The 23922-nt window shown below is 58.2% G+C and carries 19 protein-coding genes; 5 read left to right on the forward strand and 14 right to left on the reverse strand.

Annotation, left to right across the window (positions count from 1 at the left end; translation table 11 throughout):
* Nucleotides 1-201: 201 nt before the first annotated feature.
* Genes RHM68_RS03835 through RHM68_RS03850 form a run of 4 tightly spaced genes read right to left on the reverse strand, consistent with a single transcriptional unit; the run spans nt 202 to nt 3652 of the window.
* Nucleotides 202-1359 carry an ABC transporter ATP-binding protein gene (locus RHM68_RS03835; RefSeq protein WP_322220608.1) on the reverse strand — a complete coding sequence of 386 codons (1158 nt, stop codon included), beginning with the start codon at nt 1357-1359 and terminating at the stop codon, nt 202-204.
* The gene (locus tag RHM68_RS03840) at nt 1356-2009 is read right to left on the reverse strand and encodes an ABC transporter permease (RefSeq protein WP_322220609.1); all 654 of its coding nucleotides are present in this window, start codon (nt 2007-2009) and stop codon (nt 1356-1358) included. The genes RHM68_RS03835 and RHM68_RS03840 overlap by 4 nt, the downstream gene beginning before the upstream one ends.
* Nucleotides 2010-2021: 12 nt before the next feature.
* On the reverse strand, nt 2022-2915 hold the full coding sequence (locus RHM68_RS03845) for a glycine betaine ABC transporter substrate-binding protein (RefSeq protein WP_322220610.1): 894 nt from the start codon (nt 2913-2915) through the stop codon (nt 2022-2024).
* A gap of 20 nt (nt 2916-2935) precedes the next feature.
* Complete coding sequence (locus tag RHM68_RS03850; protein ID WP_322220611.1) at nt 2936-3652, reverse strand: ABC transporter permease; 717 nt, start codon at nt 3650-3652, stop codon at nt 2936-2938.
* Between the two features lie 364 nt (nt 3653-4016).
* On the opposite strand from RHM68_RS03850, the gene RHM68_RS03855 reads away from it, so the two are divergent.
* Nucleotides 4017-5600: a peptide chain release factor 3 gene (locus tag RHM68_RS03855; protein WP_322220612.1), complete on the forward strand. Its 1584-nt coding sequence runs from the start codon at nt 4017-4019 to the stop codon at nt 5598-5600.
* Nucleotides 5601-5851: 251 nt separating this feature from the next.
* Entirely contained in the window at nt 5852-6115 is a 264-nt protein-coding gene (locus RHM68_RS03860; RefSeq protein ID WP_322220613.1) for a hypothetical protein, read from the forward strand.
* Between the two features lie 106 nt (nt 6116-6221).
* On the opposite strand, the gene RHM68_RS03865 is transcribed toward RHM68_RS03860, so the two are convergent.
* The 10 genes from RHM68_RS03865 to RHM68_RS03910 form a co-directional block, all read right to left on the reverse strand.
* Nucleotides 6222-7202: a peptide ABC transporter ATP-binding protein gene (locus RHM68_RS03865; protein ID WP_322220614.1), complete on the reverse strand. Its 981-nt coding sequence runs from the start codon at nt 7200-7202 to the stop codon at nt 6222-6224.
* Entirely contained in the window at nt 7202-8170 is a 969-nt protein-coding gene (locus tag RHM68_RS03870) for an ABC transporter ATP-binding protein (protein ID WP_322220615.1), read from the reverse strand. The genes RHM68_RS03865 and RHM68_RS03870 overlap by 1 nt, the downstream gene beginning before the upstream one ends.
* A gap of 10 nt (nt 8171-8180) precedes the next feature.
* The gene (locus tag RHM68_RS03875; RefSeq protein ID WP_416195222.1) at nt 8181-9110 is read right to left on the reverse strand and encodes an ABC transporter permease subunit; all 930 of its coding nucleotides are present in this window, start codon (nt 9108-9110) and stop codon (nt 8181-8183) included.
* A gap of 7 nt (nt 9111-9117) precedes the next feature.
* On the reverse strand, nt 9118-10128 hold the full coding sequence (locus RHM68_RS03880) for an ABC transporter permease subunit (RefSeq protein WP_322220616.1): 1011 nt from the start codon (nt 10126-10128) through the stop codon (nt 9118-9120).
* A gap of 73 nt (nt 10129-10201) precedes the next feature.
* Nucleotides 10202-11797, reverse strand: a complete 1596-nt coding sequence (locus RHM68_RS03885; protein ID WP_322220617.1) for an ABC transporter substrate-binding protein — start codon at nt 11795-11797, stop codon at nt 10202-10204.
* A 77-nt stretch (nt 11798-11874) separates the two neighbouring features.
* Nucleotides 11875-13287 carry an OprD family porin gene (locus RHM68_RS03890; RefSeq protein WP_322220618.1) on the reverse strand — a complete coding sequence of 471 codons (1413 nt, stop codon included), beginning with the start codon at nt 13285-13287 and terminating at the stop codon, nt 11875-11877.
* Nucleotides 13288-13460: 173 nt separating this feature from the next.
* The gene (locus RHM68_RS03895; RefSeq protein ID WP_322220619.1) at nt 13461-15062 is read right to left on the reverse strand and encodes an ABC transporter substrate-binding protein; all 1602 of its coding nucleotides are present in this window, start codon (nt 15060-15062) and stop codon (nt 13461-13463) included.
* Between the two features lie 299 nt (nt 15063-15361).
* Nucleotides 15362-16987, reverse strand: a complete 1626-nt coding sequence (locus tag RHM68_RS03900) for an ABC transporter substrate-binding protein (protein WP_322220620.1) — start codon at nt 16985-16987, stop codon at nt 15362-15364.
* 259 nt (nt 16988-17246) lie between these two features.
* Nucleotides 17247-18848: an ABC transporter substrate-binding protein gene (locus RHM68_RS03905; RefSeq protein WP_322220621.1), complete on the reverse strand. Its 1602-nt coding sequence runs from the start codon at nt 18846-18848 to the stop codon at nt 17247-17249.
* 323 nt (nt 18849-19171) lie between these two features.
* Nucleotides 19172-19891: an SIMPL domain-containing protein gene (locus RHM68_RS03910; RefSeq protein WP_322220622.1), complete on the reverse strand. Its 720-nt coding sequence runs from the start codon at nt 19889-19891 to the stop codon at nt 19172-19174.
* A 318-nt stretch (nt 19892-20209) separates the two neighbouring features.
* On the opposite strand from RHM68_RS03910, the gene RHM68_RS03915 reads away from it, so the two are divergent.
* The 3 genes from RHM68_RS03915 (at nt 20210) to RHM68_RS03925 (ending at nt 23849) form a co-directional block, all read left to right on the forward strand.
* Nucleotides 20210-21472 carry an ATP-binding protein gene (locus RHM68_RS03915; RefSeq protein ID WP_322220623.1) on the forward strand — a complete coding sequence of 421 codons (1263 nt, stop codon included), beginning with the start codon at nt 20210-20212 and terminating at the stop codon, nt 21470-21472.
* The gene (locus RHM68_RS03920) at nt 21465-22025 is read left to right on the forward strand and encodes a response regulator transcription factor (protein WP_322220624.1); all 561 of its coding nucleotides are present in this window, start codon (nt 21465-21467) and stop codon (nt 22023-22025) included. Before RHM68_RS03915 ends, RHM68_RS03920 begins: the two co-directional genes overlap by 8 nt.
* A gap of 96 nt (nt 22026-22121) precedes the next feature.
* Nucleotides 22122-23849, forward strand: a complete 1728-nt coding sequence (locus RHM68_RS03925) for an ABC transporter ATP-binding protein/permease (RefSeq protein WP_322220625.1) — start codon at nt 22122-22124, stop codon at nt 23847-23849.
* The last annotated feature ends 73 nt before the right edge of the window (nt 23850-23922 follow it).

Below are 23922 nucleotides of genomic sequence, written 5' to 3' on the forward strand. Positions count from 1 at the left end.
GTTCGGCGCGAACTTTAGGGCGTGAGGGGCTTGAGATCAACAAAAAATGTCGCGTTTTTGCACGCTTCCGTCGTGCGGTCCCGGACAGCTACTGATGTAACCGACCTGCATGACAGTGTGATGTTCCCGTTGGCGGGAGATTTGAGGTGTTTCAGGCGGGATTGATCGTTCCCACGCGTGGGAACGATCAGTAGAGAGGGATCAGGCCAGCGCAGTCTCAGCAGGCGAAACAATGCTGGTCTTGCCGCCACGGGACTTGCCGGAGCTCAGGTACTCGGCAATTGACTCCTGGGTCACTTCCCCGAGGAACACGCGCTCGGCATCCATCACCGGCAACCACGAACGGTTGAACTCGTACATGCGCGACAGCAGGATGCGCAAATGCTCGTCAAACGCCGCGGTGGCGTTGAACTCACGCAAATACTGCGCGCACGTGCCGGTCTGACGGTGCAAGTCGCGACGTCGTACATAACCGAGCGCCTTATTCTCGGCGCAAGTCACCACCACATAACGGCGGTCCAGTTCGTCCATCAGCTCCAGGGCCTCGGCCACCGGCGTTTGCGGGCTCACCGACGGGGCGTTGTCCGCCGCGTCTTCGGCTTTCACCAGCAACAGACGCTTGAGCGTGCTGTCCTGGCCGACGAAGTTGCTGACAAAATCGTCCGCCGGGTGCGCCAGCAGCGTGTCCGGGTGGTCGATTTGCAACAGTTTGCCAGCACGGAAGATCGCAATTTTGTCGCCGAGCTTGATCGCTTCGTCGATGTCATGGCTGACCATGATCACGGTCTTGTTCAGCGCGCGCTGCATCTCGAAAAACTCGTTCTGGATCATTTCGCGGTTAATCGGGTCGACCGCACCGAACGGTTCGTCCATCAGCAACAACGGCGCATCCGCCGCCAACGCACGAATCACGCCGATTCGTTGTTGCTGGCCACCCGAGAGTTCACGTGGGTAGCGATTGAGGTATTGCTTGGGTTCCAGCTTGATCATGCTCATCAACTCGCGGGCGCGGTCGTGGCATTTCTGTTTGTCCCAACCCAGCAGGCGCGGAACGATGGTGATGTTTTCTTCAATGGTCATATTCGGGAACAGACCGATCTGCTGAATCACGTAGCCGATGCCACGGCGCAGGGTGACTTCGTCGAGGTCGGTGGTGTCTTCGCCGTTGATCAGGATTTTGCCCGAGGTCGGTTTGATCAGGCGGTTGATCATCTTCAGCGTGGTGCTTTTACCGCAGCCCGATGGCCCGAGGAACACACAGATCTCGCCCTCATTGACGGTCAGGTTTACCGAGTCCACGGCTTTCACATCTTTGCCGTTGCTTTGGAAGGTTTTGCTGAGGTTTTGAAGTTCGATCATTTCAGGAGTCCTTTTGGAGTCAGCGAGCGTTGCAGCCATTGCAGAAGCAGGTCGGCGACGATGGCCAGGAGACTGACCAGCACGGCGCCGACGATCAGCATCGACATGTCGCTGCGGCTGATGGAAGCGAGAATGAGTATGCCCAAGCCGCCGGCACCGATGGTGGCGGCGATGGTCATGACGCCGATGTTCATGACCACAGCGGTGCGCACGCCAGCGAGGATGACCGGCACCGCAATCGGTAACTCGACCATGCGCAGGCGCTGGCCGAAGGTCATGCCGATGCCTTTGGCGGCTTCGCGAATGCCGGGTTCGACGCCGGTCAATGCCAGGTAGGTGTTACGCATAATCGGCAACAGTGAGTACAAAAACACGGCGGTGATCGCCGGCATCGGGCCCAGGCCCTGGCCGAACTTGGAGTAGAACGGCAGCAGCAGGCCAAACAGTGCAATTGACGGTACGGTCAGCAACACGGTGGCGCTGGCTTGCAGCGGACCGGCCAGTGACGGGAAACGCGTCATCAGAATACCCAGCGGCACGCCAGCGAAGATTGCCAACGTAACGGCAATGCCGACCAGCGTGATGTGCTGCCAAGTCAGGTGCAGCACCTGCTGCCAGTCGAGGTGGGAAAAGGCGTTCCAAAATTCCATGTCTTTTCCTCCTTATTGGATGGGGTGTTGGCGCAGGAAGTCGGCGGCAACGGATGAAGGGCTTTCGTGATCGACATCGACCCGCGCATTGAGTTGGCGCATGGTCGCGTCATCGAACAGTGCCGCGAGTGGTTTTAGTTCTTCAGCCAGTTTCGGGTGCGCGTCGAGGTAGACCTGACGCACGACCGGTGCGGCGGTGTAGTCGGGGAAGTAATGCTTGTCGTCTTCGAGCAGTTTGAGCTTGAAAGCGTTCAATCGACCGTCGGTGGTATAGACCAGTCCAGCAAACACTTGGCCATTGCGCAGCGCGGTGTAGACCAGCCCGGCGTCCATCTGGCGGATGTTGTTGCGGGTCAGGTTCATGCCGTAGAGCTTGACCATGCCGTCCAGACCGTCGGAACGGTTGGCGAACTCGGTGTCCAGCGCCACCAGGTGATTGTCCTTCTGCTCAGCCTGCAACACCGTATTCAGCTCGCTGATGGTGTTGATCTGCGGGTACGCCTTCGCGGTGGTTTCTGGCAGCGCCAGGGCGTAGGTGTTACTGAATTTCGACGGGGCGAGCCAGATCAGGCCTTTCTTCGCATCGAGTTCTTTGACTCGGGCGTAGGACTGTTCGCTGTCGAGTTTTTCAGTGACATGGTTGTACGCCACCAGCGACACGCCGGTGTATTCCCACATCAGGTCCAGTTGGCCACTTTCATGAGCGCTACGGGCCAAGTTGCTGCCCAGACCGCCGGTTACCTGAGTGTCGTAACCTTTGGTGCGCAGGTACTGGGACGTGATTTCGGCGAGCAGGGTTTGTTCGGTGAACACCCGTGCGCCGATGCGGATCACCGGTTTTTCAGCGGCGTGGGCAAATCCTGCGAACAGCAGGACGCAGCCCAGTATCAAGGTCATTCTTTTCATATCGATTCCTTTGCCGAGGCTTAAGACGGGCGCAAGCCGCGTTCGAGCCAGAGGCGGCTGGCGAGTATCACCAGACCGTCGAGCAGCAAGGCCAGCAGGGCGGTGCAGGCCGCGCCGAGCAGCAGTTGCGGCTGATTGTTCAGGGCGATGCCAGGGAAAATCAGGCTGCCCAAACTGTTGGCGCCGATCAGGAACGCCAGCGGTGCTGTACCCACGTTGATCGCCAGGGCCACGCGCACACCACCGATGATGATCGGCACGGCGTTCGGTAGCTCGACCCGCCACAGCACTTGCGTCGGCGTCATGCCAATGCCGACGGCCGCTTCCTTGAGCGAGCCCTGAACATTCTTCAGGCCTTCATAGGTGTTGCGCACAATCGGCAACAACGAGGCGAGGAACAGGGCGAAGATCGCGGGGCCGCTGCCGATGCCCAGAATCCCCAGGGCGATGGCCAGTACGGCAAGAGGCGGCACAGTGTTGCCGATGTTGAAGATCTGCATGAAGCGTTCAGCGCGGCCAACCATGGTCGGGCGACTGAGAAAGATACCGGCGGGTATGCCCACAACAAGGGCGGCCAGCATGGAGACAAGGACGAGAATCAAGTGAGCTTGCAGGTAAAACAACAAATCGTCGCGGTAATGTTCGATCGTGTTGATGCCAATCCAATGGATCAGCAGGGCCAGAAGCGCGACGACAACCGCACCTCCTATCAGCCCTTTGCCATAGCGAATAGCCACAGGCGGACTCCTTTTTTTCTTGGTCGGCGAACGCAGTCCCGTGTGGCATGCCATTCCTGGCTGCCGGGAAAATAACGTTCGCGAGAAGCAGCTCTTCATGCTGATAAAACCGCATGAGATCGAGCCATAAGCGCAGCCTCGTCAGGCTAACTTGCTGATTTATCAGCCCCTGGTACGAGTGCAGTAACAGGGGAGTGGACGTCTGCACCTTTTAAAAGGTTCCATAATTGGCAGCATTTAGCCACCTTCAATGTCCCCGTTGTCCCGTTAATCGCCATCGGCGACTGGGCGAGCGGTGGTCCGTGACGCTCGGTTTGCGCTATACTCGCCGCCCTTTTTTGAATCACCTGCCAGGCGATTTCCCATGACCAAACAGGCCGCCGAAGTCGCGAAGCGCCGCACTTTCGCCATTATTTCCCACCCCGATGCCGGTAAAACCACCATCACCGAGAAGCTCTTGCTGATGGGCAAGGCGATTGCGATTGCTGGCACGGTGAAATCCCGTAAATCCGACCGCCATGCGACGTCCGACTGGATGGAAATGGAAAAACAACGGGGTATTTCCATTACCACGTCGGTCATGCAGTTCCCGTATCGCGACCACATGATCAACCTGCTCGACACCCCGGGCCACGAAGACTTCTCCGAAGACACCTACCGCACCTTGACGGCGGTGGATTCGGCCCTGATGGTCCTCGATGGCGGTAAGGGTGTAGAGCCACGCACCATCGCCCTGATGGACGTCTGCCGTCTGCGTGACACGCCGATTGTCAGCTTCATCAACAAACTCGACCGTGACATCCGCGACCCGATCGAACTGCTCGACGAAATCGAGGCCGTCCTGAAGATCAAGGCGGCGCCGATCACTTGGCCGATTGGCTGCTACCGCGACTTCAAAGGCGTTTACCACCTCGCCGACGACTACATCATCGTGTACACCGCCGGCCACGGCCATGAGCGCACTGATGTGAAAATCATCGAGAAGCTCGACTCCGATGAAGCACGTGAACACTTGGGTGATGAGTACGACCGCTTTGTCGATCAGCTGGAACTGGTTCAGGGCGCCTGCCACGAATTCAATCAGCAGGAATTCCTCGACGGCCAACTGACCCCGGTATTTTTCGGAACGGCCCTGGGCAATTTTGGTGTCGATCACGTGCTTGACGCCGTGGTCAACTGGGCACCGAAACCGCTGGCCCGGGTTGCCAACGAACGCACCGTCGAGCCGATTGAAGAGAAATTCGCCGGTTTCGTGTTCAAAATCCAAGCGAACATGGACCCTAAACACCGCGACCGTATTGCTTTCATGCGTATTTGCTCCGGCAAATACGAAAAAGGCATGAAGATGCGCCACGTGCGTACCGGCAAAGACGTGCGGATCGGCGATGCGCTGACCTTCTTCTCCTCCGAACGTGAGCAACTGGAAGAAGCCTTTGCCGGCGACATCATCGGTTTGCACAACCACGGCACCATCCAGATCGGCGACACCTTCACCGAAGGCGAGGCGCTTGGCTTCACCGGCATTCCGCACTTCGCCCCGGAACTGTTCCGCCGTGTGCGCCTGCGTGATCCGTTGAAATCCAAGCAACTGCGTCAGGGCTTGCAGCAACTGGCCGAAGAAGGTGCCACTCAGGTGTTCTTCCCGACCCGCAGCAACGACATCATCCTCGGCGCCGTCGGCGTGCTGCAATTCGATGTGGTCGCCAGCCGTTTGAAAGAGGAATACAAGGTCGAGTGCTCGTATGAGCCGATCACTGTTTATTCCGCACGCTGGATCGATTGCAGCGATAAGAAGAAGCTTGAGGAGTTCCAAATCAAGGCGGTGGAAAACCTCGCCATCGATGGCGGCGGTCACCTGACCTACCTGGCCCCGACGCGGGTCAACCTGGCGCTGATGGAAGAGCGCTGGCCAGACGTGACATTCCGTGCGACGCGTGAGCATCACTAAGCGCTGATCGGCGATGCCCAAAACCCTGTTGCGAAAGCGACGGGGTTTTTTATTGCCCCGGTGTTTTTATTGAGATTGGATATAACGCTTATTCCAAACCAATCTGCCCATTACTGGCAATTACCTCTCTTCATTTGCGTCCAATCTGGAGAACCCGGCCGATCGGAACTAGATTTCATTCAGCGCCACGGCAACCGGGCTAATCCGCCGTCAGGCACCTATGGTTCACCTACGAAAGGATGGAATGGGTTATGAGAATTTTTCAACGCATTGTGCTGTTGATCAAAGTGATGGTGATGTTGTCGCTGGGTACGTCGGCGGCCTGGGCCAACGGTCATCCCGTGCAGAGTCCGGGCCTGTGGGCATCGAACGCCGTTCAGGGAAGTGCGCTGGTCATCGCCAAGTCCGATTCGGAACCGGGCGATGAGGACCAGGGCGGCAGCAAGGGCGATGACGACTCGACCACCAAAGAGCCCGACACCGACGATGACGAAGACGGCGATAGCCAGTCGTAACTCGCAGATAAAAGAAAACCCCTTCTACCTGACTGATGCGCAATCGAAGTAGAGGGGGTTTAGGCAATTGATCCAAGCGCGCCTCAAGGCCTGAGGCGCGTTTTTTTCAGGCCGCGCCGTCGAGGAATTGCTCGGCGTAGTGGCACGCCACCTGGCGACTGTCGAGCAGGCGCAGGGCCGGCTCGTCGGTGCTGCAAAGTTCGGTGGCATAAGGGCAGCGCTTGTGGAAAGCGCAGCCGGACGGCGGGTTCAGCGGGTTGGGTAACTCGCCGACGATTTTGATTTTCGGCTTGTTCGGGTCCGGGTGAATGGTCGGGGTCGCCGACAGCAACGCCTGGGTGTAGGGGTGCAGTGGCCGCTGGTAGATGTCGTTCTTCGGGCCCATTTCCACCGGGCGACCGAGGTACATGACCATCACATCATCGGCCACGTGCTGGACAACGGCCAGGTTGTGCGAGATGAACACGTAGGCGGTGTTGAACTCTTGCTGCAAATCCATGAACAGGTTCAACACCTGCGCCTGGATCGACACGTCCAGCGCCGAGGTCGGTTCGTCCGCCACCAGCACTTTCGGTTGCAGCATCATCGCGCGCGCCAAGGCGATCCGCTGGCGCTGACCGCCGGAGAACATGTGCGGATAACGCTGGTAGTGCTCAGGACGCAAGCCCACCTGCTTCATCATCGCCTGGACTTTCTCGCGACGTTCGGCGGCTGACAGGTTGGTGTTGATCAGCAGCGGCTCGCCGAGCTGGTCACCGACTTTCTGCCGTGGGTTCAACGAGGCATACGGGCTCTGGAACACCATCTGCACGTCTTTGCGCAGTTGCTTGCGTTGGGCCTTGTCGGCGCCGGTGACTTCCTGGCCGGCGATTTTCAAGGAGCCGGAAGAGGGCTCTTCAATCAGGGTCAAGGCGCGGGCCAGGGTGGATTTGCCGCAACCGGATTCGCCTACAACGGCGAGGGTCTTGCCGGCTTCCAGCTCAAACGACACACCGTTGAGGGCGCGAACCAGCGCATGGCCCTTGAACAAGCCACGGGACACTTCGTAATGACGGGTCAGGTCGCGGGCGGTAAGTACGACGGCCATTACGCCACCTCCTGATTCAGCGGGTAGAAGCAGCGGGCGAGGCTGTTGCTTTTCGGGTCAAGGCCAGGACGCTGGGCGCGGCAGCTGTCTTGCACATACGGGCAGCGCGGCGAGAGCAGGCAGCCTTGCGGGCGGTCGTAACGACCGGGAACGATGCCCGGCAGTGTCGACAGGCGTGTGGCGCCCAGGCTGTGTTCCGGAATCGCTTTGAGCAGTGCTTCGCTGTACGGGTGCGCCGGAATGTCGAACAACTGTGGCACCTGACCGACTTCAACCGCTTGGCCGGCGTACATCACGCACACGCGCTGGGCGGTTTCGGCCACGACCGCGAGGTCGTGGGTAATCAGCACCAGGCCCATGTTCTGCTCTTTTTGCAGCGCCAACAGCAGTTCCATGATTTGCGCCTGAATCGTCACGTCCAGTGCCGTAGTGGGTTCGTCGGCGATCAGCAGTTTCGGCTCGCCGGCAATCGCCATGGCGATTGCAACACGCTGGCTCATACCGCCCGACAGTTGATGCGGGTAGGCCTCCATACGGCTGGCGGCGCCCGGAATTTCCACTTTTTCCAGCAGTTCGATGGCACGCTTGCGCGCTTGCTTGCTGGACATTTTCAGGTGCAAACGCAGCACTTCTTCGATCTGGAAGCCGACGGTGTAGCTGGGGTTCAACGCGGTCATCGGGTCCTGGAAGACCATGGCCAGGTCTTTGCCGACGATTTTCCGACGCTGACGGTTGCTCAGCTTGAGCATGTTTTTGCCGTCGAAGTTCAGGGCGTCGGCGGTGACGATCCCTGGATGCTCGATCAGGCCCATCAGCGCCATCATGGTCACGGACTTGCCGGAACCCGATTCGCCCACGATGGCCAGGACTTCGCCCTTGTCCACGGTTATGTCGAGCCCGTCGACCACCGGAACGGCGTTCTTGTCGCCAAAGCGAACGTTGAGATTCTTGATTTCTAACAGTGACATTTGAATCTCCTCAGGCGGCGTTCTTGAGTTTCGGGTCCAGCGCATCGCGCAGGCCGTCGCCCATCAAGTTGATTGCCAGCACGCTGAGCAAAATGGTCAAACCTGGCAGGCTGACCACCCACCACGCGCGTTCGATGTAGTCGCGAGCCGAAGCCAGCATGGTGCCCCACTCAGGGGTTGGCGGTTGTACGCCAAGGCCGAGGAAGCCCAGTGCGGCGGCATCGAGAATCGCCGAGGAGAAGCTCAAGGTCGCTTGAACGATCAGCGGCGCCATGCAGTTCGGCAGCACGGTGACGAACATCAGGCGTGGCAGGCCGGCACCGGCGAGGCGGGCGGCGGTCACGTAGTCGCGGTTCAGTTCGCCCATTACCGCGGCGCGGGTCAGACGAACATAGGACGGCAACGAAACCACGGCGATCGCAATAATGGTGTTGATCAGGCCAGGGCCGAGGATGGCGACAATCGCCACAGCCAGCAGCAGAGATGGCAGGGCCAGCATGATGTCCATCAGACGCATGATGGTCGGGCCGAGCATTTTCGGGAAGAAACCGGCGAACAGACCCAGCAGGATCCCCGGAATCAGCGACATGACAACCGACGACAAGCCGATCAGCAGGGACAGGCGCGAACCGTTGATCAGCCGCGACAGCAGGTCGCGTCCCAGTTCATCGGTGCCGAGCAGGAACTGGATCTGCCCGCCTTCCAGCCAGGACGGCGGGGTCAGCAGGAAGTCACGGTATTGCTCGCTCGGGTTGTGCGGGGCAACCCACGGCGCGAAAATCGCGCAGAAGATCACCAGCAACATGAACATCAGACCGGCGACGGCACCTTTGTTCTTGGAAAATGCTTGCCAGAATTCTTTGTACGGAGACGGGTACAGCAGGCTTTGATCGACTGTTACCGCTTGATTTTGAGTTGAAGCTGGAGTGGTCATGGTCATGATGATCTCAGCGCTGGTGACGAATGCGTGGGTTGGCAAAGCCGTAGAGGATGTCCACTACGAAGTTGACCAGAATCACCAGGCAGGCGATTAACAGGATGCCGTTTTGCACCACGGGATAGTCCCGTGCGCCAATGGCTTCGATCAGCCATTTGCCGATGCCGGGCCAGGAGAAGATGGTTTCGGTCAGGACTGCGCCCGCCAGCAATGTGCCGACTTGCAGGCCAACCACGGTCAGCACCGGAATCAGCGCGTTGCGCAGGCCATGCACGAATACCACGCGAGCCGGCGACAGGCCTTTGGCACGAGCGGTACGGATGTAGTCTTCACGCAGCACTTCGAGCATCGACGAACGGGTCATCCGCGCAATAACGGCCAGCGGGATGGTGCCGAGCACGATGGCCGGCAGGATTAGGTGATGCAGGGCGTCGAAGAACGCGCCGACGTCATCGGCCAGCAAGGTGTCGATCAGCATGAAACCGGTGCGCGGCTCGATGTCGTAGAGCAGGTCGATCCGACCGGAGACGGGCGTCCAGCCCAGCGACACCGAGAAGAACATGATCAGGATCAGGCCCCACCAGAAGATCGGCATCGAATATCCCGCCAGGGAGATGCCCATCACCCCATGGTCGAACAGGGATCCTCGCTTGAGTGCCGCAATTACCCCGGCCAAAAGGCCCAGGACGCCGGCGAACAACAGGGCGGCCATGGACAGTTCCAGGGTCGCAGGGAATAAAGAGGTGAATTCGGTCCAGACACTGGTGCGTGTACGCAGTGATTCGCCAAGGTCGCCGTGGGCCAACTTGCCGATGTAATCCAGGTATTGGGCGTACAGGGGTTTGTTCAGACCTAGGCGTTCCATTGCCTGAGCGTGCATTTCGGGGTCAACCCGACGTTCGCCCATCATTACTTCCACGGGGTCGCCCGGAATCATGCGAATCAACGCGAAAGTCAGCAAGGTGATGCCGAAAAACGTGGGGATCAACAACCCCAGTCGGCGGGCAATAAAACTAAACATCGTGTGGTGTACCTCATCAGCCGGTTAGGCGTGCCCGGCTTCCCTGGGGTCAGGGAGGCCGGGAGTTTCTTATCTACTTCACCTGGGTGGTGGCGAAGTTATTAGTGGTGAGGGGGCTAATGTGATAGCCCTCTACGTTGTTGCGCATGGCGGTAAACATACGGGTGTGGGCCATGCTGATCCATGGCTGATCCTGGTTAAAGATCACTTGGGCTTCTTCGTACAGTTTGGCACGTTCGGCCGGATCAACTTTAGCCCGAGCTTCGTCGATCAGCCCTTGGAATTTCTCGTTGCACCAGCGGGCGTAGTTTTCGCCGTTCTTCGCCGCTTCGCAACTGAGCATAGGCGTCAGGAAGTTATCCGGGTCGCCGTTGTCGCCCGCCCATCCGGCAGACACCATGTCGTGCTCACCGTTTTTGGCGCGCTTGAGCATTTCGCCCCATTCCATGACGCGGATATCAATCTTGATCCCGACTTGCGCCAGGTCCGCCTGCATCATCTGTGCGCCGAGCATCGGGTTCGGGTTGGTTGGACCGCCGCCGTTGCGGGTGAACAGGGTAAACGTGGTGCCTTGCGGTACGCCGGCTTCCTTGAGCAAGGCACGAGCCTTGTCGAGGTCACGCGGCGGGTTTTTCAAGTCATGGTTGTAGCCCAACAGCGTGTCCGGGTACGGGTTGACCGCGACCGTAGCGTTACCTTTGCCGAACAGCGCATTGACGTAAGCCGCTTTGTCGAACGCGATGTCGATGGCTTTACGCACTCGCACATCACTCATGTACTTGTGAGTGGTGTTCATCGCGATGTACGAAACGGTCATCGCGTTCAGTTCATCGACTTTCAGGTTCGGGTCTTTCTTGATGCTCGGGATGTCATCCGGTTTCGGATACAGCGCGATCTGGCACTCGTTGGCCTTGAGTTTTTGCAGGCGCACGTTGTTGTCGGTGGCGATGGCCAGGATCAGCGCCTCAGCCGGTGGTTTGCCACGGAAGTATTCCGGATTGGCCTTGAAGCGCACCTGAGCATCCTTGGCGTAGCGCTGGAAGATAAACGGCCCGGTGCCAATTGGCTTGCTGTTCAGATCGCCGGTCTTGTTGGCCTTGAGCAACTGATCGGCGTACTCGGCGGAGTAGATCGAGGAGAAGGCCATGGCGATGTCGGCCAGGAACGGCGCTTCGCGGCGAGTCAGGGTGAATTTGACGGTATTGTCGTCAACTTTCTCGACGCTTTTCAGCAGTTCCTTGAAGCCCATGCTTTCAAAGTACGGGAAGCCCACGCTCGACAGTTTGTGCCACGGATGGTTTGGGTCCAGTTGACGCTGGAAGCTCCAGACCACGTCGTCGGCATTCATGTCGCGGGTCGGCTTGAAGTAATCGGTGGTGTGGAACTTGACGCCTTTGCGCAGGTGGAACGTGTAGTTCAGACCGTCTTCGCTGATGTCCCAGGAGTCGGCCAGTGCCGGAACCACTTCGGTGGTGCCGGGCTTGAAGTCCGCCAGACGATTGAAGATGGTTTCGGCCACCGCATCGGCTGTGACTGCAGTCGTGTACTGGACCATATCGAAGCCTTCCGGACTGGCTTCGGTGCAGACCACCAAGGGTTTGGCCGAAACGCCAACAGCGACACTCAGCAACGCGGCAGCGATGGCCGCACGTAGGGGAAGCATTTTCATCAAGAACCCTCTGCAATCAGTTGAACAGGAAAAAACCCGACGGCCGACTCGTCATGAGTCAGCCGTCAGGTGGCGTTTTACAAAATGTTGAACGGGATGGTGGTCACGAGACGGAACTCGTTGAGGCTGCCGTCCGCCTGATTTTCACTGGCGCGGTGCGCGGTGTAGGTCGCGCGGATAGCGGTGGCTTTGAGCGGGCCGCTTTGTACGGCATAAGAAGCGCCGATGCCATATTCGTAATGGTGTTCGCCGTTCATGTTTTTCACGTCGTAGGCGGTGCCGGTGTAGTGAGTACCGTCGATGCCCCAGCCGCGAGCCTGGTAGATGTTGAACTTCAGGCCCGGCACGCCGTATTCGGCCATGTTCAGACCGTAGGCCACCTGGAAGGATTTCTCGTTCGGGCCGTTAAAGTCGGACAGCAGGGAGTTGGCCAGGTAGATGCCGTTGGTTTCATGCAGGTAATCGAAGTACTCGTTACCGTCAATTTCCTGGTACGAGAACGTCAGGCTGTGCGCTTGGTGAGTCAGGCCGAACGACAGGGAGTAGGCGTCGTTGTCGATCACACCCATCTCTTTTTTGCCGGTGTCGACGGTTTTGTAGTAGTTCAGGCCAGTGGTCAGGCTCAGTACATTGCTGTCACCCAGTTCGTGGGTGGCGCCGAAGTAGTACTGGTTCCAGAAATCTTCAACCTTGGAGGCGTAGAGGCTGGTCTTCAGGCTTTTCAGCGGCTGGTAGTTCAGGCCGACGATGCTGACGCGATCGGTTTCTGCGCCGTTGTTGGTGTACTCGGAGCGGAATTTCGACAGGCTTTCTTCGGTACGCGGGGATACGCGGTCGAAGGTGCCTGCGTCGAACGACAGGCCGTTCAGCTCTTCGCTGTGCAGGCTCACACCTTCAAAGCTCGACGGCAGTGCGCGGTTGCCGATGTTATCGACAATTGGCGTACTGAAGTTCTGGCGGCCGGCGGTCAGTGTGGTGTTCGAGACGCGGAACTTGACGTTGGCCAGGCCCAGTTTGCTCCACTGGCCTTGAGCATCGCCGCCTTCGGTGGTCAGGGTGCGGTTGTTGCCTGCGCCTGGACGAGAGCCCGGTGCGCCGCCGTTGTTGGACGCCAGGTCCTTGTGATCGCGCTCCAGCGCCACGGCGTTGTAGGCGGCGACTTCAGTGCTGACACCGACAGTGCCTTGAGTGAAGCCGGAGGTGTAGTTGACAATAGTGCCCTGGACCCAGTTGATGCGGCGGTCAGTTGGCGTCGCTACACCGTCTTTGCGGTAGGTGAACTTGCCGCCACGATGCAGTTGCTCGTTGGCGTACCAGTTACGGGTGGTGCCTTTGACGGTTGAACCTTCAACAAAGCCGGATGCGTCGGCTTGGGCGCTGGCGGTGTTGACGGTAACCGGGGTGAAATCCTGGCTCTGGGTTTGCGCATACGCCGTAGCGGTGATGCTGCTGATGGCCATGGCCAGGATCGCGGTGCTGCTCAGTTTCATGGGTGACGCTCCTTTACTTTCTTTTTTTTTATGCCGGCTTTTTTTGTTGAGCTGGCTATTGGTGTTGAACTCATTTAAGGCATCGCAAACGTTTGCTTAAGGCCTGATTGGCGAATTAAAGCAAAACGCTTGCCAGAGGGCGAAAATCGCCCCCGGCGTTACAGGTCTATCGGTTATTGGTTGAGGCTGACACCCGAGAACACATTGCGACCGAAGGGGCTGACCTTGAACCCCTCGACGTTAGCGCTTAACGGCTGGTTGACCGTCGAGTGGGCGACCGGCGTGATCGGCACTTGCTGCTTGAGCAATTGCTGCGCCTGTTTGTAGAGCACGGTGCGTTGCTCACGGTCGGTGACGACTTTGGCCTGTTTGATCAGCGAGTCGTAAGCCGGATCACACCACATCGAGTAGTTGTTGCCGCCAATGGCGTCGCAGCTGTACAGCGTGCCCAGCCAGTTGTCTGGGTCACCGTTGTCGCCGGTCCAGCCGATCAGGCTGATGTCGTGCTCGCCGTTCTTGGTGCGTTTGATGTACTCGCCCCATTCGTAGCTGACGATCTTGACCTTGAGACCGATTTTCGCCCAGTCCGCCTGGAGCATCTCGGCCATCAACTTAGCGTTGGGGTTGTACGGCCGCTGCACCGGCATGGCCCAGAGGGTAATTTCGGTGCCTTCCTTGACGCCGGCAGCCTTGAGCAACTCTTTGGCTTTTTCCGGGTTATAGGGCGCGTCTTTGATGGCGTCGTCGTAGGACCATTGGGTCGGCGGCATGGCGTTGACCGCCAACTGCCCGGCACCCTGATAAACAGCATTGAGGATGCTTTGCTTGTTCACTGCCATGTCGAGCGCCTGGCGCACTTCGAGCTGGTCGAATGGCTTATGGCGCACGTTGTAGGCGATGTAGCCCAGGTTGAACCCAGGCTTTTCGATAAGTTTGAGCTTCGGGTCGCTCTTCAGCGCAGCTACGTCAGCCGGGCGCGGGTGCAGGGTGATCTGGCATTCGTCGGCCCTGAGTTTTTGCACACGCACTGTCGCGTCGGTGTTGATCGCAAAAATCAAGTTGTCGAGCTTGACCCGGCTCGGGTCCCAGTATTGCTGGTTGCCGGTGTAACGGATGTTGGAGTCTTTCTGGTAACTCTTGAACACGAACGGCCCGGTGCCGATCGGTTTCTGGTTGATGTCGCTTGGTTTGCCGTCGGCCAGCAGTTTGTCGGCGTATTCGGCCGACAGGATGGCGGCGAAGCTCATGGCAATGTTCTGGATGAACGCGGCGTCCACGCTGTTGAGCGTCATGACCACGGTCAGCGGCCCGGTCTTCTCGACCCTGGCGATGTTCTTGTTCAGGCTCATCCCGTTGAAATAAGGGAACTCGGTAGGGTAAGCCTTACGGAAAGGTTGCTGCGGATCGAGCATGCGATTGAATGTGAACAGCACGTCATCGGCATTGAAATCACGGGTTGGGGAGAAATAAGCCGTGGTGTGGAACTTCACCCCTTCGCGCAGGTGGAAGGTGTACGTGAGGCCGTCTTCGGAAATATCCCAGCTCGTTGCAAGGCCTGGTACGACATTGGTTGCGCCTTTTTCAAACTCTGCCAGTCGGTTGTACAGCGGTTCGGCGGCGTCGTTATCGGTCGCAGTGGTGTACTGCGCCGTGTCGAAACCGGCGGGGCTGCCTTCCGAGCAGAACACCAGGCTGTTATTGGCGGCCTGGCTGATAGACGTGGCGGCCAACAGGCCTGTGCCGAGCACTATGGATAAAACCAAGGTATGGCGCATGACGCTCCCTCTTTTCAGTGTTTAACAATGAGCCGTCGTCCCGTCCAGGGACGTGGGGGATCACTGCGTTCAAACCATTGCATGCCGCAAACCGAAGGCGCACGCATCAACGGGTCAGATCCCGACGGTAGGGGCCGCGGGCCTGGCAGTAAATGCGGAACAGCCTGAAAAGCTCGTAGGAAAAGGCGACGCAGTGCAATCCGCTGTTGTAATCGGCAGTGGATTATGGTGTCGGAAAATCCCTACTTGCTCGGCAGATAAAACAACGGCGACGTTAAAAACGTCGCCGTTGCCACACCTTATTTGCTGACGCTGACGCCATAGAAGGAGTTCAAGCCGAATGGGCTGATCTTGAAATCCTGCACGTTGGCGCGCATGGGTTGATACACCGTCGAGTGTGCGATAGGTGTCATTGGAACGGCATCTTTGAGGACGTGTTGTGCCTCTTTGTACAGTTCGGTGCGCTTGGCCTGGTCTGTCGTGCGCTTGGCTTCTTTCACAAGGCCATCGAACTTCTTGTCGCACCACTTGGAGAAGTTGTTGCCGCTCAGCGAGTCGCAGCCAAACAGAACGTTGAGCCAGTTGTCCGGATCACCATTGTCACCGCTCCAGCCAATGATCATGGCTTGGTTTTCGCCACCTTTGGAACGCTTGATGTACTCGCCCCACTCGTAGCTGGTGATCTTCACGTTCAGGCCGATTTTCTTCCAGTCGGACTGCAGCATTTCAGCCATCAGCTTCGCGTTCGGGTTGTACGGACGCTGTACCGGCATCGCCCACAGAACGATCTCGGTGCCTTCCTTGACGCCGGCTTCCTTGAGCAGCGCCTTGGCTTTCTCAGGGTCGTACTTGGCGTCCTTGATGGTGGTGTCGTAGGACCATTGGGTCGGCGGCATGGCGTTGACGGCCAGTTGGCCTGCACCCTGGTAAACCGAATCAATGATCTGCGGCTTGTTGACCGCCATGTCCAGCGCCTGACGAACACGAAGGTCAGCCAGAGGGTTCTTTTCGTCGCTGCCTTTGACCTTGTCCATCACGTTGTAGGCGATGTAGCCCAGGTTGAAGCCGGCCTGGTCAGGCATCTTCAAGGATGGGTCTTCTTTCAGCGCTTTCAGGTCGGCTGGACGAGGGAACAGGGTGACCTGGCACTCGTTCTTTTTCAGCTTCTGAATACGTACCGACGGGTCGGTGGTGATGGCGAAGATCAGGTTGTCGATCTTCACGTCTTCAGGCTTCCAGTAGTCCTTGTTCCCGGTGTAGCGGATGTTGGAGTCTTTCTGGTAGCTCTTGAACACGAACGGGCCAGTACCGATCGGTTTCTGATTGATGTCGGCAGCCTTGCCTTCCTTGAGCAGCTGGGCAGCGTACTCGGCGGATTGCAGGGAGGCGAAGCTCATGGCCATGTTCTGGATGAACGCCGCGTCGACTTCTTTCAGGGTGAACTTGACGGTGTGGTCGTCGACTTTATCGATCTTGGTGATGTTGGTATCCATCCCCATGTCGGTAAAGTACGGGAATTCGGTCGGGTACGCTTTGCGGAACGGGTCATCCTTGTTAATCATGCGATTAAAGGTGAACAGCACGTCGTCGGCGTTGAAATTGCGAGTTGGGGTGAAATACGGCGTGGTATGGAACTTCACACCGTCACGCAGGTGGAAAGTGTACGTCAGGCCGTCCGGGGAAATATCCCAGCTGGTCGCCAAGCCAGGAATCACGGCGGTGCCGCCGCGCTCGAACTGGGTCAGGCGGTTGAACATGGTTTCTGCAGAGGCGTCGAAGTCGGTTCCGGTGGTGTACTGACCAGGATCAAAACCGGCCGGGCTCCCTTCGGAGCAAAACACCAGGTTAGTCGCCGCTTGGGCGAAAGGTGCGCTGGCTAATAAGCTGGCGCCGACTAAAAACGGAATGACCGCGTGTTTAAGCATGTTGGCCTCATGATTTGTTGTCATTTTTGGAATTTGAGGACGACCTCGTGAGTCGTTCCTGCGGATACTTATGCAGGGGCCATACCCATTGCAAGATGTTGAATGACTGCAAGCCTTAAACAGTGGCACGAACGTACCTTAATGTCGCATATGTATAAATATTGACGCATTTGACCGTTTGCGCCGGCTTTTTACGGTGCAAACGGCGCACTCGAGTGGGGCGATCGGGGCTCTTCATGCACCCGGTTGGCGCGCGGTGTTACTTATTTATACCCACGCCGTAGAAGGGTGTGAGGCCAAAAGGGCTGATTTTGAAGTCGGTGACTTCCTTGCGCAGAGGCTGGAACACCGTCGAGTTGGCAATCGGTGTAATGGGCACCTGTTGTTTAAGAATTTTTTGCGCCTGTTGATACAGTTTTACCCGTTCGTCACGATCCGTGGCCACTTTGGCCTGCTGAATCAGCTTGTCGTAAGCGGGGTCACACCACTTGGCGTAGTTACTGCCTTTTACCGCCGCGCAGCTGTACAAAACACCGAGCCAGTTGTCTGGATCACCGTTGTCGCCGGTCCAGCCGTAGATCATTGCGTCGTGTTCGCCGTTTTTGGCGCGCTTGATGTATTCGCCCCATTCATAGCTGACGATGTTGGCCTTGATCCCAACCTTGTCCCAATCCTGCTGGATCATCTGCGCCGACATCCGCGCGTTCGGGTTGGAGGCACGCTGCACGGTCATCGCCCACAGATTAATAGTCGTACCCGGTGCAACCCCGGCTTCTTTGAGTAACGCCTTCGCCTTGGTCGGGTCGTAGGGCGCGTCCTTGATCGTCGGGTCATACGACCATTGCGCTGGTGGCAGCGCGTTCTGGGCGAGTTGGCCAGCGCTTTGGTAGACCGCTTTGATGATCGCTGGCTTGTCGATGGCCATGTCCAGCGCCTGGCGGACCTTGAGCTGGTCGAGTGGCGGATGGGTCACGTTGTACGCGAGGAAGCCGAGGTTGAAACCAGCCTGCTTTAGCACGGTCAGGTTCGGGTCTTTCTCCATCACTTCGATGTCGGCCGGGCGCGGATAGCCGCTGACCTGGCACTCGCCAGCCTTGAGCTTCTGCAAACGCACGGCGGCGTCCGGTGTGATCGAGAACACCAGGTTGTCGATTTTCACGTCCTCGGGTTTCCAGTACGCCTTGTTGGCGGCGTAGCGGATTTGCGAGTCCTTCTGATAACGCTTGAACACGAACGGGCCAGTGCCTACGGGCTTCTGGTTGATGTCCGCAGCCATGCCTTCCTTTAATAGCTTCGCGCCGTACTCAGCGAACTGTAGCGAGGCGAAGCTCATGGCCAGGTTTTGGATAAACGCGGCGTCGGTGTTGTTCAGACTGAAGCGCACGGTGTGATCGTCGATCTTGTCGACGCTCTTGATCGTTTTGTTCAGGTCCATGTCGGTGAAGTACGGCGATTCGGCGGGGTAGGCTTTGCGGAACGCGTTTTCAGGGTCGAGCAGACGCTGGAAGGTGAACAACACGTCGTCGGCGTTGAAGTCCCGGGTCGGGGTGAAGTAGTCGGTGGTGTGGAACTTCACGCCATCGCGCAGGTGAAAGGTGTAGCTGAGGCCATCCTTGCTCACGTCCCAGCTGGTCGCCAGGCCAGGCTCGACTTCGGTGCCGCCGCGTTTGAATTGGGTGAGTCGGTTGAAGACGGTTTCGGCCGAGGCGTCGAAGTCGGTGCCGCTGGTGTATTGGCTGGGGTCGAAGCCGGCTGGGCTGGCTTCGGAACAGTACACCAGGGTAGTGGCAGCTTGGGCGAACGGCGCCGTTGTGGCCAAGGCCAGGGCGAGCAACAGTGGTTTAGCGGTGGTTCTTTGCATGAAGTCCCCAGAGGATTTGCGTAGAGGTGTTTTCCTGAGAGTAGCGTTCTTGACGGGTTGGGCGGAAATATCGTTTTTTTAGGGGGACTGCTGTGTCTGGGCATAGTTAGGGATGGCGGCCTGACAGAGCAAGAATGAAAGCAGGCGAGCGGACACTCGGCTTGATGAGTCATGAAAGACGGGTGGGTGTGCGGTTCTGCTTTTGAGATCGATAGGAGCAAGCCTGCTCGCGAAAGCAGCGAATTGATGAGCACGAAATCTGAAAGGCAATAAAAAACGGCGATCATTCAGGTGATCGCCGTTTGTGGGGATGGGTTATCGAATCAAGGCATTAATACTTCAATCGACCCATCCGCGGTCATGCCGACCTGGCTGGTGCCCGCTTCAACATCCGGTGTCACCGGTGCCGAGTCCATGCCTGCTGCCGCTTTCATCATCATCGGTGCGCGCATGTACGGTTGTGGATAACCGTTGCTGTTCAAATTCAGGTCGATGATTTTGTAGCCCTTGCCACCGAGGGCATCGGTGGCGAGTTGGGCGCGGGCCTTGAAGGCGCTGACGGCGTCTTTGAGCAGTGCGTCTTCGCTGGCCTTGCGGGTGGGCATGGCGATGGCGAAGTCCATGCCGCCCATTTTCAGGTCGGTCAGCAGTTCGCCAGTCAGTTTCGACAGGGCGGCGAAGTCAGAGCTTTCCAGGCGCAGTTCGGCGCGTTCACGCCAGCCGGTGATTTTCTGGCCCTTGGTGTCGTAGATCGGGTAGCTGTTGCGGCTGCCCTGGCGCAGGGTGATGTCTTTGACCAGCTTGGCCTGGGCCAGTGCTTTGTTCATGGTGGTGCTGACGTCGGCGGCGAGTTTGGCCGGGTCGCTGTTTTGGTCTTCGGTGTACAAGGTCACGATCATCAGGTCGCGGGCCACTTCCTGGCTAACTTCAGCGCGCAGGGAAATATGGTTGTAATGAAGTTCGTCGGCGGCCAGCGCCGGGAGGCTGGCGACGCTGCCAACGCTGACGGCGAGGAGGAGGGCGCTGTGGCGCAAAGTGTGCATGAAAGCTCCTTGGACGGTGCGCAGGGGTTGTGATCCTAGCCTGCGTAAACCTATCAGACTCCGGCTTCTACTATTCGGTTCGCTCGATTACAACTTCTATACAGATGGCAAGGCCGTGACCCCCTGGGGTTAATCGCGGACAGCCATGCTCGCGCCTTGGAATGCGTTTCTGTGAGGGCGCTGGCTGGTCTGCAATGGCTTGCCTATAGACGCTGCAACCCTTCCTGCCATGTGGCGGTTTGCCGCACTTTTGCCTGCCAACCCCCGCGCTTGGTTATACTCCGTGCAATCCGCCTGGAGCGCTCATCAGGAGAGCCCATGCTCGCCCCCGTTCAACTCACTTCCGCGACTCGCCAGAATCTCTGGCGGCTGACGTTCATCCGCACGTTGGTGTTGGCCGCTCAGGCCGGCTCCGTGGGGCTGGCTTACTGGTTCAACTTGTTACCGCTGCCGTGGATGCAACTGGCGATGACGCTGGGTTGCTCGATGCTGCTGTGTGCCTTTACGGCCATTCGCCTGCGCACCTCATGGCCGGTCACGGAACTTGAATACGCGGTGCAACTGGCCTGCGACTTGTTTATCCACAGTGCATTGCTGTATTTCTCCGGTGGCTCGACGAACCCCTTCGTCTCTTATTACCTGGTGCCGTTGACCATCGCCGCCGTGACGCTACCGTGGCGTTATTCGGTGATTCTGTCTGGCATCGCATTGACCCTGTACACCCTGCTGCTGGCGCGATTTTACCCGCTGCAAACGTTCCCGATCGCGCGCGAAAGCCTTCAGGTCTATGGGATGTGGTTGAGTTTTGCCCTGGCCGCTGCGGTCATTACTTTCTTTGCCGCTCGCATGGCCGAAGAGTTGCGCCGTCAGGATGAACTACGTGGTATCCGCCGTGAAGAAGGCCTGCGTGATCAGCAATTGCTGGCCGTGGCGACGCAAGCCGCTGGCGCTGCCCATGAATTGGGGACGCCACTGGCGACCATGAGCGTGCTGCTCAAAGAAATGCAGCAGGATCATCCAGACCCGCTGTTGCAGGATGATCTGAAGGTGCTTCAGGATCAGGTCAAACTCTGCAAAGAGACCTTGCAGCAACTGGTGCGCGCCGCCGAGGCCAATCGCCGGTTGGCGGTGGAAATGCAGGACGTTACTGACTGGCTCGACGAAGCGCTTAACCGCTGGCACCTGATGCGCCCGGAAGCCAGTTATCGCTTCCAGCGTCTCGGCCAGGGCGCCGTGCCACGCATGGCGCCGCCGCCGGACCTGACTCAAGCACTCCTGAACTTGCTCAACAACGCCGCCGATGCCTGCCCCGAAGGGCTGCAAGTGACGCTGGACTGGAATGCCGAGGATTTGACCATCAGCATTCGCGATCACGGCGCCGGTGTGCCGCTGGCCATCGCCGAACAAATCGGCAAGCCATTTTTTACCACCAAGGGCAAAGGTTTCGGCCTGGGCCTGTTTTTGAGTAAGGCCAGCGTGACACGCGCCGGCGGCTCAGTGAAACTCTACAGTCATGAGGAAGGTGGCACGCTTACCGAGCTGCGCCTGCCCCGTGTCGCCCGAGGAGACGAACATGAGTGACGAGATCCAAGTAGAAGGCGAAGAGCTGCCGCATTTGCTGCTGGTAGACGATGACGCCACCTTTACCCGCGTAATGGCTCGCGCCATGGCGCGCCGTGGTTTTCGCGTCAGTACCGCCGGTTCTGCCGAAGAAGGCCTGAGCATCGCCCAGGCCGACCTGCCGGACTACGCTGCACTTGACCTGAAAATGGACGGCGATTCGGGCTTGGTGCTGCTGCCGAAACTGCTCGAACTCGACCCGGAAATGCGCGTGGTGATCCTCACCGGTTATTCGAGCATCGCCACCGCCGTCGAGGCGATCAAGCGCGGCGCCTGCAATTACCTGTGTAAACCGGCCGATGCCGATGATGTGCTGGCCGCGTTGCTGTCCGAGCACGCCGACCTCGACACCCTGGTGCCGGAAAACCCGATGTCCGTGGACCGCTTGCAGTGGGAACACATCCAACGCGTGCTGACCGAGCACGAAGGCAACATCTCCGCCACTGCCCGCGCCTTGGGCATGCACCGTCGCACCCTCCAGCGCAAATTGCAGAAGCGCCCGGTCCGTCGCTGAACCGTCGCTGAACAATTGTTGTCACGCCGCGTTACAACACGAGCCGATCATTTATGATCGGTCCGTGCGTGTTCTTTTCTTTATCGAGCCTTATCCATGAATGAGAACGCTGAAAATTCTGCGGTCAATGACGCAGTGCGCGGGCAGTTTTTCCGTAAAGTCTGGGCACTGATCACGCCGTACTGGCGCAGTGAAGAGAAGGGCAAGGCCTGGACGTTGCTGATCGCAGTGATCGCCCTTTCGCTGATAAGTGTCTGGATCGCGGTGTGGTTCAACCACTGGAACAAGGATTTCTACAACGCCTTGCAAAAGAAGGATGAGGCTTCTTTCTGGAGTTTGATCTTGTACTTCTGCGCGATCGCTGCGGTGTCGATTGTGTGCGGGGTGTATCGGCAATACCTCACTCAGATGCTGACTATCCGCTGGCGGGCCTGGCTTACGGAAAAGCATTTTGCCCGTTGGCTCGCAGACAAAAACTACTACCAGTTGGAGCAGGGCGGTTATACCGATAACCCGGACCAGCGGATCTCCGAAGACCTCAATAGTTTTACCACCAATACTCTGGCCCTCGGTATCGGGCTGCTGCGCAACGTTGTCAACCTGGTGACGTTTTCGGTCATTTTGTGGGGAGTGTCAGGCAGCATTGAGGTGTTCGGCTTCACTGTTCCGGGGTACATGTTCTGGTGCGCATTGATTTATGCGGCGGTGGGCAGTTGGCTGACGCATCTGATCGGTCGGCGTTTGATTGGCCTGAACAACCAACAACAACGCTTCGAAGCTGACCTGCGTTTTTCGATGGTGCGGGTTCGCGAGAATGCCGAAAGCATCGCCCTCTACAACGGTGAACCCAACGAGAACCGCCGTCTGAGTGGCCGCTTTGGAATGGTCTGGCGCAACTTTTGGGACATCATGAAGGTGTCCAAGCGTCTGACATTCTTCACCTCCGGTTACAGCCAGATCGCCATTATCTTTCCGTTTGTCGTCGCAGCCCCGCGTTTCTTCTCGGGCAAGATCGAGCTGGGTGACCTGATGCAGATCGGTTCGGCATTTGGCAATGTCCAGGACAGCTTCAGTTGGTTCATCAGTGCGTACACGGAACTCGCCGCATGGCGCGCCACCTGCGATCGTCTGCTGAGCTTCCGCCAAGCCATGACGGACAACGAAGAGCGGTCGCCGGCCGTTGACGTACAAAACCAGGGCTCTGAGCTGAAAATCCACAACCTGGGCCTCGACCTGGCCGATGGTCGCCACTTGCTGACCAGCGCCGACATGACCGTGGAGCAGGGCGAGCGCGTGATGCTTAGCGGTCGTTCCGGCAGCGGTAAATCCACCTTGCTGCGGGCGATGGGGCATTTGTGGCCGCGCGGTCACGGCAGTATCCGGCTGCCGACGGCGCGTTATCTGTTCCTGCCGCAAAAGCCTTACCTGCCGATTGGCACTTTGCGTGAAGCCTTGAGTTATCCACAGTCCGGCGACGTTTACTCGCAGGAACGCTATGCACACGTGTTGGAAACCTGCCGTTTGCCGCACTTGGTTTCGCGCCTGGATGAAGAAAATCACTGGCAGCGCTTGTTGTCGCCGGGTGAGCAGCAACGATTGGCCTTCGCTCGCGCGCTGCTTTATGCACCGCAATGGCTGTACATGGACGAAGCGACCTCGGCGATGGACGAAGAAGATGAAGCGTTGCTGTATCAGGCGTTGATCGATGAATTGCCGGGGCTGAGCATTATCAGTGTCGGCCATCGCAGCAGCCTGAAGCGTTTCCATCCAAAGCACATTCGTATAGACAATGGCCACTTGGTGGATCAAGCCGTGACGGCCTAAACACCCACAACCCCTGCGGGAGCGAGCTTGCTCGCGAAAGCGATCTGACATTCACCCTGGTGGTGTCTGACAT

The sequence above is a fragment of the Pseudomonas sp. DC1.2 genome (genome assembly GCF_034351645.1).
Classification (GTDB): Bacteria; Pseudomonadota; Gammaproteobacteria; order Pseudomonadales; family Pseudomonadaceae; genus Aquipseudomonas.